Raw genomic sequence first — 10,790 nt, 5'->3', positions numbered from 1 at the left:
GGACCGGGCTGATGCCAGGTTCGCGGATTTCGGGCCGCCCCAGAATTCCCAGGCGGCCCAACCGCCGTTCTGTGATGTCTGGTAGGTATGCCAGACGCCGTCGTCCCCGCCGGCGTAGACTTCCATCCGCCCATCGGTATTCGACGCCGTCACCATTCGGTCACCGGAGAAGGTCTGGCTGTCCCACAGTGCCTTGGCCATGAGCACAGCATCGTTCGCTTCGACGCCGTAGCGGTAACGGTACTGACTCGCGGGCCGCTGTACGTCAGCGGCTACGTCACCGATGGGCGCTGAATTCCATGACCCGTTCGGATAGAAGTTCTGCATGACGTCGAGAAACTTATTGGTTGCCCACGGTGCGTTCGTTCGCTGAGCGAAGGAACCCCAAGAAGCCCTCTGTTGGTACAGGCCCACCGAGTCGGCGTCACCGCCGTCGATGTTGCTGATACTGGATTCCACGATGGTCGTAGCCAGAGCGATCGCGGCAGCACGCTGGTTGAGCCCACGGTCTTTCACGGCCTGCACGATGACCCTCGCACATGAAGCACGGTATGCCGTCATGTTATGGGCCATCTTGTTGGAGAGAAGTGCGTTCAAAGTAGAGGCTGTCGTTGAGTCTTTCGGGCTCGGCCCTGCGGGGTCACATGGAAGGTTCTGGTAGAGGACGCGAGCCTCGTACGGGGTGATCTCGGTTGGATCCACGGGGCGAGGGGAAGCACTCGCGAAGGTCGCCGTCGCGGTGATGCTGAGGGTCCAGGCCAAGACTACGGTGAGGATGGCCATACATCTGAACCGCCAGGAGGATCTTGGCATTTCCTTCTCGTCCTTCTTCCGTTTGGTCGATATCGGTGGTTGGTGTTGTCAGTAGCCGATGCCGGGTCCGGGGCCGTTGAGGTGGTCCCAGTTGGACCAGTAGGGTTGTTGGCTGGTGTTGTAGCGGTGGTAGATGCCGCCGCCGTTGGAGGCGATGGCTTCGAGGCGGCCGTCGGCGTTGTGTCCGGCGGTGATGTCGGTTCCGGGTCCGCCGAAGTTGGTTTCCCAGTTGTGCCAGTCGCTGTTGGGGGATTTCTGGACGATGTGCTGGGCGCCGGTGGCGTTCACGGCGAAGAGTTCGATGCGTCCGTCTGAGGATCGTTCGGTGGCGAGTTTGGCGTTGCCGGGTCCTCCGAAGGATTCCCAGTTGGACCAGTAGGGTTGTTCGCTGGTGTTGTAGCGGTGGTAGATGCCGCCGCCGTTGGAGGCGAAGACTTCGAGTCGTCCGCTTTTGTTGGTGCCGACGGCGAGGTCGTAGCCGCCGCCGCCGAAGTTCTCCCATGGGTGCCAGCCGCTGTTGGGGGATTTTTGTACGAGGTGTCCGAATGTGCTGTCGCTGAGTGCGAAGATTTCGATGCGGCCGTCGGATGAGCTTGCGGAGGCGAGGCGGGAGTCGGCTGGTCCGCCGATGGATTCCCAGTTGGACCAGGGTTGTTGGCTGGAGTTGTAGCGGTGGTAGATGCCGCCGCCGTTGGAGGCGAAGACTTCGAGTCGTCCGTCTTTGTTGGTGCCGACGGTGAGTCCGTAGCCGCCGCCGCCGAAGTTGGTTTCCCAGTCGTGCCAGCCGCTGTTGGGGGATTTCTGTACGCGGTGCCAGAATGTCTGTGTGTTGAGTGCGAAGATTTCGATGCGGCCGTCGGCGGACCGGGCTGATGCCAGGTTCGCGGATTTCGGTCCGCCCCAGAATTCCCAGGCGGCCCAACCGCCGTTCTGCGATGTCTGGTAGGTATGCCAGACGCCGTCGTCCCCGCCGGCGTAGACTTCCATCCGCCCATCGGTATTCGACGCCGTCACCATGCGGTCACCGGATGGCGAATCGCCCAGAATGTTGTTGTACCGATACGGCACATACTTCGAGCTCGTACTGGACCATGCGTACTCACTGCGCATCGTATGGGGCGGCGTCTGTTCGTAGACCCAGTACCGCGAGTGGGTATTGTCCAGCCAACCGCCGAAGATTCGTACGTGCCCCATCTCATTGGGCCAGTTGGGGCTCTGCCACAGCAGAATATCGCCGGGAAGAAGCTCGTCCTTCGTGATTCTCCGGCTGACCTGAGGCAGGGACTGCGTGGTATAGCTGGTGCCTGCCGACCAGGCGAAGCTGACGAACCCTGAGCAGTCCTTGCGGTATCCGTCCCGGTAGCTGTAGTTGTCATACGGAACGGATGCGTCCACCCACGTCTTAGCCCTGGCCAGAACCTCGGCACGAGTGATGGACGAGCCCTGTGCTGCTGCCTGGCCGGCAGTCAGGCCAGAACGGATACCCGGTGGTGTCGTGCTGGGCGCCGCCGTTGCGGGTGCCTGAAAGTTCAAAAGCACCGCGAACATCATGCAGAGAAGGACGACTAAGCGTCTATCTCTCAATCTGTATCTCCCCATCGCTTAAATCCCCTTAGAATGATCTGCTCAAGTTGTTCGGAGTGAGATGTGTACGCCCATCCGCTGATCCGGCAGGCCCTCGGCATGCCGGGCCGGCCCGACAGCATCGCCTGACGAGACGTCGGCAGGCGGATCGGCTCATGGCTGACGGCAGGGCTCGACAGGATCGGCTTCGCCGGCGATGTGCTGGTCCGGCACCCAGCCGATGTGGCTGCGTGGTGAATCCGCCTTCATGGACGACCACCGGTTGGGATGGGGGCCGGCACCGTTGCGGGCTCCGTGGTCGTCCCTACGGATGGACCAGTTGGTGCTGGTGTTCAGCGAGCCAACCTGGTTGATCAGCGAGCCGACCTGGTTGAGATGAGTGGGCCCCCGTACACCGCAGCTGGTGCCGCGTTGCGGCAGCGGTGTGCGCAGTTGTCGAACTCGTCAGGTCCAGGCCCAGGCCGGTCGACGATGCGACGCGGTGGCGAGCACGGCGCCCCCGTGCTGTTGTGACAGCGGCATTGCTTCCCCCGATGAGATGACATCGCGTTGCTACTGCGGACAGCGCGCGGGCTTTCCGCAGTTCCAGCGCGGCAATGAGATGGTGCGGACCCATTTTGTCCGGGCACATTGTGTGGGTAAAGAGAAGGCCGATGCCGACTGGGGCGAGATTGATACCGTGATGGGTATGGATACCTCTGCGGGGTACGGCCCAGCCGGGGGCGGTGAGGACTCGGGAACTGGCTCCTCCCGTGAACCGAGCGTGCATCAGTTGCGACTGTTCGTCGTACTGGCCGAGGAGCTGCACTTCGGGAATGCCGCGCAGCGCATGTTCATCAGCCAGCCTGCGTTCAGTCGCCAAATCCGTGTTCTCGAACGGCGTCTCGGGGTGGATCTTGTGGCTCGTTCGAGTCGCCGGGTGGAGCTCACACCGGCAGGTCAGGCGCTGCTGCCGGAAGCACGGACGGCGGTGGAGTCGGTGGACCGTATACGCCACGTGGCACAGACCCAGATCCGGTGCGTCCAGGGTCGGCTGGCGATCGGCTCCATCGGGGCGGAGGCCCAACAGCCGTACACGCGCGCCATTCTGGCGGAGCTCCGTGCACGGAACCCCGATCTCAAACTCGATGTGTGCAGTCTCGATATCGCACACCATGTCCTGGCGCTGACCCAGGGTGAGGTCGACGTGGCCTTCCTCGTCTCCCCCATGCCGCCGGGCATCGAGACCTTGCCACTTGCCACCTGGCCACGTGTGGCGTGCCTGCCTGCCGATGACCCGCTCGCCGGCCGGACCAGCGTCACCTTGGCCGAACTGGCAGGGCGCCCGGTCGTCGACGTCCCGCCAGAATGCCCCCGGACATGGTGGAACTTCTGGGCCGTCGACCCGCGCCCCGACGGCACGACTGTGCGCTACGGGCCGGTTGTTCATGATGTCGAGGCGTTGTTCCTGGCCGTTGCCTACGGGGAAGCCATGGCCTTCCTGCCCGGCGCCGCACGGACCTTCTTTCCCCGCCCCGGCGTGCACTACGTAGAGGTGTCGGACGCGTCACCCGGCACCGCCGCCCTGGCCTGGATGGCCAAGAACCGCTCGCTGCCCACGATCAACGCCATACGCTGCGCTGCCGCCACCGTTCTGCAAAGGACGCCGGCGCCGGACTCAGGCCGCTGACTCCGGCCGCTGACTCCGGTCGCGGACCCCGGTCGCGGACTCCGGCCGCTGACCCCGCGTCGACCGTTGCCGATGTGGTGCGAGGCGGCCCGCCCAGAGGCCGGAACCCTCGGGCCCTCGGACGCTGTCCTTCTGTCCTCCATAAGTGCCGAAGGACAGAAGGACAGAAGGACAGAAGGACGCTCAGGAGGCGGACGGCTCGATTTCCCCCGCAAAGACGATGACCTGGTCGATGAGGCTTCGCCGCAGATGGACGACGTCCGTTCCCGCCAGGCGGGGGCCTCCATCCGGCGTGGTGAAGACCCACTGGTACCGGGCCCACTCGTCCGGCATGTCCACCGCCGAGCAGCGCACCATCGTGCCGGTCCCCGCCGGGTGGCGTCGGATGTCCAGCACGAACCGCTCGACCGCCTCGATTCCTTCACTGCGGCCCAACGGCCCCCAGAAGACCACGTCTGACGTCAGGGCCTGGGAGAGCAGGGCAGTCACATAGCTGTCGTCCGAGGCGTTGAACGCGGAGATGAACGTGTCGATCGCGGAGCGTGCCGTCTCTTCCTGCATACTCCAGTAATACCAGCCGTTGCGTATGCGCTCGCCCCGCGAGCCGCCTTCTGACCACAGTGGACCATCCCGGTCACAGCGCTACGGGTCAGTACAGCTAGATCGCGGTGAATCCGCCGTCGGCGGCGACCACGGCTCCCGTGACGAAACTGGAGCGAGGCGAGGCGAGGAAGCACAGGACCTCGGCGATCTCCTCGGGCTGCGCCACTCGTCCCAGGGGCTGCGCGGCGGCGAAGGACGCCAGGTAGGCACGGCTGTCGGGGCGGATCGTATCGAGGAAGTCCGTTTCGATGACGCCCGCGGCCACGAGGTTGGCGCGGATGCCCAGCGGGCCGCCCTCGACGGCGAGCACCTTGGTCAGTTGGGCCAGAGCGCCCTTCGACGCACTGTAGGCGACGCCTTCGGGCAGGGCGACGGTGGAGGCGTACGACCCGGTGCTGACGATGGCGCCGCCGCCGCGGCTCTTCATGGCCCGGAACGCCTCGCGGGCGCAGAAGAAGGAGCCGCGGGCGTTGACCGCCATCACGGTGTCCCAGTCCTCTGCCGTGGTGTCGGTGAGGGGCTTGTTCTGGGTGCGCCCGGCATTGTTCACAAGGATGTCCAGTCCGCCGAAGGCATCCAGGGCCGTCGCCACCGCGCGGTGGGCGGTCTCCTCCTGGGTGATGTCACCGTTTGTCGCGACGACGCCGGGAAACTCTTCCGTCAGGTTCGTGACGTCGGGGCGGAGGTCGAGGGCGACGACCCGAGCCCCGCGGGCGTGAAGGAGCGCCACGGTCTCCTGGCCCACCCCTCGCGCGGCTCCGGTGACGAGGGCGATCTTCCCGGCGAACTCGGTGGATTCGGATGGTGCGGCGGATGTGGACGCGGTCGCAGGTGTCATGGTGCAGTCCCAGGAGAAAGGTGAGTGTGAGTGCAGGCTCCGGTGCAGGGCATAGCGCTCCGTCCCGGATGTCGCCTGTGGCGGTGAACCCGGTGTCGTCGACGTAGTCCAGGTGGCTGCCGGTCACCGTGTACCGGCCGGTGTACGCGCTGTGCCGCGCTCGCCCTCAACGGTGACGGCCATGGCCGACTCCTCTCCTCGAACGGCGCGGCCCTTGCCGCTCCCTTCCGAGTCTGCGCAGGTCAGCGGCCATCAACCAGGACGTGCGCTGCCGGGGTGCGGCGCACCTAGGTACCCCACCGAGCCGCCGCCTGGCCTGAGCACTCGGCATCGCGAGCTACGGGGCCCGCCACACCCAACGACCGGCCCCCCCGCCAACCCCCTGGCGGGAGCCCTCTACACCCCGTTCGAACCGGCGGACAACCTCGCCCGCCGGCCGAGCGGCCCGTTTGAACAGTGCCGTCCGGGGGCTTACGCGTCGCCGCGAGCCGCGAAGGCGACGAACGAGGCCCATGCCATGGGGGAGACGGTGAGGATGGGGCCGTGCGGGACCTTGCTGTCACGGACGGGTACGACGCCGTGCGTTGCCACGGTGGAGGGTGCCCACTCGATGCACTGGCCGCCTTCGCCGCCGCTGTACGTGCTCTTGACCCACACGATTCCGCTGGGGTCGGGGGTGTTGCTCATCTGGTGTATTCCTCCGCGATTTCCCGGAAGAGGTTCACAGACTCGTCAGGCGACGCGGCGGCGGCACGCAGGCGTTCGTATGTCGCCTTAGCGGTACTTACCGCCGCCGCCGAGTCCGTCACGTGCCCCTGCTCCCTGGTTTCCGAGTACAGGACTGTTGCCCCGTCGTCTGCCGTAAGCAGCGTAAACGGTAGGGAGGATGCTGGGGCACCCGCTGTGAACCGTAGAACTTGGAGGGTGATGTGGGGGCTCGTCGACGCGGCGACAAGGTGGTTGAGCTGTGCGGCCATGATGGGTCGACTGCCGACGACGGTGCGTAGACACGACTCGTGCAGGATCACCCACAGCAGCGGCGGCGTCTCGCGGTCCATTACGTCGCGACGGCGCAGACGTGCTTCTACCCGCCGCTTGATCTGGTCGTCGGTCTCGCGCGGGTGGACGGCCCGGAAGGTGCCTTCGGCGTACTCCGGAGTCTGCAAAATCCCCATGATCAGTGCGTTGCTGAAGTCCTCAATCGCGGACGCGCCCTTCTCCAGGTTCAGGTACGGGATGAACCAGCTGGGGTGCCCACCCTTACTCAGCCGCTCGCGCAGGCGCGCATAGACCCCTGGCGTCTTGGCCACTCTGTCCAAGGAATGCGCGAAGGCGTCCGATGCGAGTACGGCTCCGCTCTCGACCTTGCTGATCTGAGCCTGCTTGTAGTGGAGCACATTTGCGAATGCTTCCTGGGAGAGCCCCAGCGCGTCGCGGAGCGCCCTGACTTCCTGCCCGAAGTACTCGGCGCTATTGGCTGGTCCGACGTTATGGCTAATGGGCTCGTTCATGTGTTCAACTCCGCGTTATTCCGGGCCCGTTGGAATGGGCTAGGCCCTTTTGAGACTACTCGCGGACGTCGAAGCTAGGGGCACAAACACTGCGTAGCGACGGAAGGCGCGCGACGTGATCGAACAAGCCCCCGAGACCCCGGGGCAAGGGGACGAACTTGAAGCGCTGTACGAGCTGATCCGAGCCGGAGGCTTCTGGCGCATGGCTCCCGAATGGGTGCCGCGGCAATACGCGGAGCCGACCAGGGAATTGACGGAGAAGGTATGGCACGGACTGAGGCGGATGGGCACATGAAGAGCACGGCGCGGGCGGAGTTGGCCCGGATGATCGCGGAGCGGGGGGTCAACGGGGCGCTCCTCGTATTCACGATTCCCCCGGATCACCTGAACGGGTCCGGCGAAGGGGCGAAGCCGAAGCCTCCGCCGGGATCAATGGCTTTTCCCCGGTGCCAATGCCCGCAGCACCGTGCGGGGTTGGGGAAGCCGGACACGGCGGTTCGGCCGGCCGACGGCGGCCCGAAGGGGGCGTCATGAGGGGCGCGTGCCAATACCTGGCATGGGCGGTGGAGCGGGATGCGAGTGTGGTGCGTCCGGTGTACAGCGCTACGTGTGTCACGTGTGAGGCGGGGGAGGGGAAGGGCTGCGGGGAGATGATCCGTTCCGGTGGTTCGGACTGGATCGAGGAGTGGATGCGCCGTCACGCGCGGGCGACCGGACACACCAGTTACCACCGCGTCGTCGACGACTACGTGACGCTGGAACCGCTGGCCTGAAGGGCCCTCGGTCGCGGAAGCCGACACCTCATGAAGCGGTGTCGGCTTCCGCACGTACGGTCGCGCGCCGCGAAGCTCAGTCGCGGCTGGTGGCCTGATTCCTGGACCAGGCGGTGGCGTCGGCTCCGTAGCGGGCCAAGAGGCGTGCGAACTGGACCTGTTCCTCCGGCGACCAGGCGGCGGTGATCTCCTGGAACGCCTGTCGCTGTTCGGCTGCGAAGCGGTTGCGTTCGGCTTCGCCGTGCTCGGTGAGTTCGAGGACGGTCCGGCGGCCGTCGGACTGGGATGCCGTCCGGCGCAGCAGCCCGTCCGCTATGCAGGCGGCGACGGTCCGGCTGGCTACGGGCTGGGCGACGCCCATCTCGGCGGCGAGGCCGCCGACGGTCGTCTCGCCCGGTGCGTCGGCGATCACATTGAGCACGAGATTGCGCGAGAGGTCCTTGCCCGATGCCGGTGCGCGTCGGCGCAGACGTGACAGCGCCGGGCCGATCTGGTCCAGCGCCAGGTCGTCGGAGGGCTGCTCAGGGAGGGGCGCGCTGCTCATGCGGCCGAGTCTAGCCCGGCTCGTACATTTGCATACCTATAGGCAAGTGCATAGCATTGGGTATGTAAAAAGCTGGGACGAGCGAGAAAACGAGGCGGACTGCTATGGCGCTCACCGCGATCACCAACGCGCAGATCTTCGACGGCGAGAAGGCGGTAGGCGCGCAGACCGTGGTCATCGACGGCGGGAGGATCGCCCGTGTCGGCGGTGACGCTCCCGAGGGCAGCGAGATCGTCGACGGCAGCGGCGCCACGCTCCTGCCGGGACTGATCGACGCCCACGTGCACTCGGCTCCGGGTTCCCTGGCGCTCGCCCTGCGGTTCGGGGTGACGACCGAACTGGAGATGCAGGGGATGAACACCCGGGAGAACCGTGGGTCCATCACCGACGACGACACCCTGGCCGACGTGCGCTCTTCCGGCTTCGCCATCACACCGCCCGGCGGTCACCCGAGCGAGCTGATGCCCGAAGGCTTCCGGCCGAAGTGGGATCTCCCCCCGGTGATGCCCCTGATGCCGTTCTCCACCACTCCCGAGGAAGCGGCGGCGTTCGTGCCCCAACTTCTCGCGCGGGGCTCCGACTTCATCAAGTTCATGATCGATGACGGCAGCGTGGAGGGACACCCCGGGCTGCCCTCGCTCGACCAGGCCACCGTGAACGCCGGTGTGGCCGAGGCCAAGAAGTACGGGGCCCTGACCGTGGCCCACGCGCTGACCGTGGAGGCCACCAGGATGGCCGCCGAAGCCGGTGTCGACGGCCTCACCCACGTCTTCATGGACCAGCCGCACACCGCCGAGATCATCGGCATCATCAAGGACGCGGGCATGTTCGTCATCCCCTGCGTCACTCTCAACGCCTCGCTGATGGGGATCACCGGCAGCGAACTCGCCGACGACCCCCGGGTCGCCGCGCGCCTCGACAGCAAGTGGGAGGAGACCCTGCGCTCCAGCTACAACCGCTACCCGCAGGGCAAACTCCACGACGTGTACGACACCGTGCGCGCGCTGGACGCCGCCGGCGTCGACGTGCTGGCCGGTACCGACGTCTCCATGCCCGAGACGTTCTTCGGGGGCCTGGCGCACGGAGCGAGCCTGCACCACGAACTGCAATACCTGGTGGCCGCCGGCCTCACGCCGGCACGGGCCCTGCGCGCGGCCACGGCGACCACGGCCCGCCGCTTCTGCCTCGGCGACCGGGGCCGCGTCGCCGAGGGACTCCGCGCCGACCTCCTCCTGGTCGACGGCGACCCGACGAGCGACATCGGCGACACCCTCAACACCCGTGCCATCTGGCGCCGCGGCACCCGCCTGGCGGCGTGACCGCGGCCCCTCCCCGGGGCGGGCATGCAGGGACCAGGGCCTCCGCCGAGCCGCATCCAGTCACGGATCAGGATCAGGATCAGGAGCGGAGCCGGAATCGTGCCCCGGGCCTGCCCCAGTAGGGTGGCTGAGCATGACCGACTCCGAGATCGAGATCACCGAGGACCTGGTCCGTGACCTGCTGCGGGAGCAGCACCCGGACCTCGCGGGGCTGGCCGTCCGTGAAGTGGTGGGCGGGTGGGGCAACCAGATGTGGCGTCTGGGGGACGAGTTGGCTGTGCGTATGCCGCGTACAGAAGGCGCCCCGGAGCTCCTGCGCAAGGAGTGCCGGTGGCTGCCCGTTCTGGCCCCGCGACTGCCGCTTCCGGTGCCCGAGCCCGTACGGACCGGTGAACCGTCCGCGCGCTTCCCGAAGCCCTGGACCGTCATGACGTGGGTCCCCGGCACGCCGCTGGACCGCACCTCCATCAGCCGCGGCGACCACGCGGCCGACACGCTGGCGGGTTTCCTCACGGCACTGCACGTGGAGGCGCCCGAGGACGCGCCGGTCAGCGCGGACCGCGGCGGCCATCCCAAGACGTGCACGGAGGGGTTCGACTACTTCTTCGACGCCGTCGGCCCTGATGAATTCTCCGGCGAACTCGCCGATCGCGCCGACCACGTCCGGGCCGTCTGGGACGACGCCGTCGCCGCCCCCGAGTGGGAGGGTCCGCCGCTCTGGGTGCACGGCGACCTTCACCCCGCGAACGTCGTCGTCTCGGACGGGACGCTCTCGGGCGTGATCGACTTCGGCGACATGTTCGCCGGCGATCCGGCGTGGGACCTCGCGGCCGCCTGGGTCCTCCTCCCCGCCGGCGCCGCCGCGCCCTTCTTCACCGCGTACGCGCACGCAGACGAGGGAACGATGCGGCGCGCCCGCGGGCTGGCCGCCCTGAAGAGCCTGTTCCTCCTGCTCATGGGCCAGAACGGCGAACGGGGCCTGCCCGGTGGCAAGCCCGCGTGGGGACCCGCGGGCCGGGCCGCGCTCGATCGTGTTCTGAACGACTTCTGAACGACGGCCCGAGGCAGGCGCGGAGCGACCGAGCGCCACCCGATACCGGCGGCCGTCATGCCTCGGCTGAGGTGGTTCGTGTATC

The 10,790-nt window shown here is 66.9% G+C and carries 10 protein-coding genes and 2 pseudogenes; 4 read left to right on the top strand and 8 right to left on the bottom strand.

The window, feature by feature from the left end:
- Together ACFU99_RS18680 and ACFU99_RS18675 are read right to left on the bottom strand one after the other, a co-directional pair.
- Window positions 1-597: pseudogene (locus ACFU99_RS18680) on the bottom strand (peptidase M23); the annotation flags it as partial.
- A 264-nt stretch (window positions 598-861) separates the two neighbouring features.
- The gene (locus ACFU99_RS18675; RefSeq protein WP_384393043.1) at window positions 862-2,364 is read right to left on the bottom strand and encodes a peptidase M23; all 1,503 of its coding nucleotides are present in this window, start codon (window positions 2,362-2,364) and stop codon (window positions 862-864) included.
- A 514-nt stretch (window positions 2,365-2,878) separates the two neighbouring features.
- On the opposite strand from ACFU99_RS18675, the gene ACFU99_RS18670 reads away from it, so the two are divergent.
- A complete protein-coding gene (locus ACFU99_RS18670; RefSeq protein WP_384393040.1) occupies window positions 2,879-4,066 on the top strand; it encodes a LysR family transcriptional regulator in 1,188 nt (395 codons plus the stop codon).
- A gap of 183 nt (window positions 4,067-4,249) precedes the next feature.
- Here ACFU99_RS18670 and ACFU99_RS18665 read toward each other — a convergent pair whose 3' ends face one another.
- The 5 genes and pseudogenes from ACFU99_RS18665 to ACFU99_RS18645 form a co-directional block, all read right to left on the bottom strand.
- Window positions 4,250-4,627, bottom strand: coding sequence for a nuclear transport factor 2 family protein (locus tag ACFU99_RS18665; RefSeq protein ID WP_024757633.1), 378 nt, complete (start codon window positions 4,625-4,627; stop codon window positions 4,250-4,252).
- A gap of 97 nt (window positions 4,628-4,724) precedes the next feature.
- Window positions 4,725-5,507 carry an SDR family NAD(P)-dependent oxidoreductase gene (locus ACFU99_RS18660; protein ID WP_384393037.1) on the bottom strand — a complete coding sequence of 261 codons (783 nt, stop codon included), beginning with the start codon at window positions 5,505-5,507 and terminating at the stop codon, window positions 4,725-4,727.
- A gap of 52 nt (window positions 5,508-5,559) precedes the next feature.
- A pseudogene (locus tag ACFU99_RS18655) lies at window positions 5,560-5,664 on the bottom strand (Atu4866 domain-containing protein); the annotation flags it as partial.
- A gap of 314 nt (window positions 5,665-5,978) precedes the next feature.
- On the bottom strand, window positions 5,979-6,194 hold the full coding sequence (locus ACFU99_RS18650) for a DUF397 domain-containing protein (RefSeq protein WP_384393035.1): 216 nt from the start codon (window positions 6,192-6,194) through the stop codon (window positions 5,979-5,981).
- Window positions 6,191-7,018, bottom strand: a complete 828-nt coding sequence (locus ACFU99_RS18645; RefSeq protein ID WP_384393032.1) for a helix-turn-helix domain-containing protein — start codon at window positions 7,016-7,018, stop codon at window positions 6,191-6,193. Before ACFU99_RS18645 ends, ACFU99_RS18650 begins: the two co-directional genes overlap by 4 nt.
- A gap of 650 nt (window positions 7,019-7,668) precedes the next feature.
- Here ACFU99_RS18645 and ACFU99_RS18640 point away from each other — a divergent pair.
- Complete coding sequence (locus ACFU99_RS18640; RefSeq protein WP_384393029.1) at window positions 7,669-7,791, top strand: hypothetical protein; 123 nt, start codon at window positions 7,669-7,671, stop codon at window positions 7,789-7,791.
- A 76-nt stretch (window positions 7,792-7,867) separates the two neighbouring features.
- On the opposite strand, the gene ACFU99_RS18635 is transcribed toward ACFU99_RS18640, so the two are convergent.
- The gene (locus ACFU99_RS18635) at window positions 7,868-8,335 is read right to left on the bottom strand and encodes a MarR family winged helix-turn-helix transcriptional regulator (protein WP_384393026.1); all 468 of its coding nucleotides are present in this window, start codon (window positions 8,333-8,335) and stop codon (window positions 7,868-7,870) included.
- A 104-nt stretch (window positions 8,336-8,439) separates the two neighbouring features.
- Between ACFU99_RS18635 and ACFU99_RS18630 the strand changes: the two genes are divergently transcribed.
- Both ACFU99_RS18630 and ACFU99_RS18625 read left to right on the top strand, forming a co-directional pair.
- Window positions 8,440-9,654 carry an amidohydrolase family protein gene (locus tag ACFU99_RS18630; RefSeq protein WP_384393023.1) on the top strand — a complete coding sequence of 405 codons (1,215 nt, stop codon included), beginning with the start codon at window positions 8,440-8,442 and terminating at the stop codon, window positions 9,652-9,654.
- 133 nt (window positions 9,655-9,787) lie between these two features.
- Window positions 9,788-10,705, top strand: coding sequence for an aminoglycoside phosphotransferase family protein (locus ACFU99_RS18625; protein ID WP_384393020.1), 918 nt, complete (start codon window positions 9,788-9,790; stop codon window positions 10,703-10,705).
- Window positions 10,706-10,790 lie beyond the last annotated feature (85 nt).

Origin of the sequence: Streptomyces sp. NPDC057654 (genome assembly GCF_042800135.1) — a bacterium.
Classification (GTDB): Bacteria; Actinomycetota; Actinomycetes; order Streptomycetales; family Streptomycetaceae; genus Streptomyces.
Note: the sequence above shows the minus strand (reverse complement) of the source record. Positions and strands in the feature narration are given on the sequence as shown.

Excerpts from the sequence above, each read along its gene's own strand:
- ACFU99_RS18625 (WP_384393020.1), top strand. The coding sequence starts at position 9,788 with ATGACCGACTCCGAGATCGAGATCACCGAGGACCTGGTCCGTGACCTG.
- ACFU99_RS18665 (WP_024757633.1), bottom strand. The coding sequence starts at position 4,627 with ATGCAGGAAGAGACGGCACGCTCCGCGATCGACACGTTCATCTCCGCG.
- ACFU99_RS18650 (WP_384393035.1), bottom strand. The coding sequence starts at position 6,194 with ATGAGCAACACCCCCGACCCCAGCGGAATCGTGTGGGTCAAGAGCACG.
- ACFU99_RS18675 (WP_384393043.1), bottom strand. The coding sequence starts at position 2,364 with ATGATGTTCGCGGTGCTTTTGAACTTTCAGGCACCCGCAACGGCGGCG.
- ACFU99_RS18660 (WP_384393037.1), bottom strand. The coding sequence starts at position 5,507 with ATGACACCTGCGACCGCGTCCACATCCGCCGCACCATCCGAATCCACC.
- ACFU99_RS18640 (WP_384393029.1), top strand. The coding sequence starts at position 7,669 with ATGATCCGTTCCGGTGGTTCGGACTGGATCGAGGAGTGGATGCGCCGT.
- ACFU99_RS18635 (WP_384393026.1), bottom strand. The coding sequence starts at position 8,335 with ATGAGCAGCGCGCCCCTCCCTGAGCAGCCCTCCGACGACCTGGCGCTG.
- ACFU99_RS18645 (WP_384393032.1), bottom strand. The coding sequence starts at position 7,018 with ATGAACGAGCCCATTAGCCATAACGTCGGACCAGCCAATAGCGCCGAG.
- ACFU99_RS18630 (WP_384393023.1), top strand. The coding sequence starts at position 8,440 with ATGGCGCTCACCGCGATCACCAACGCGCAGATCTTCGACGGCGAGAAG.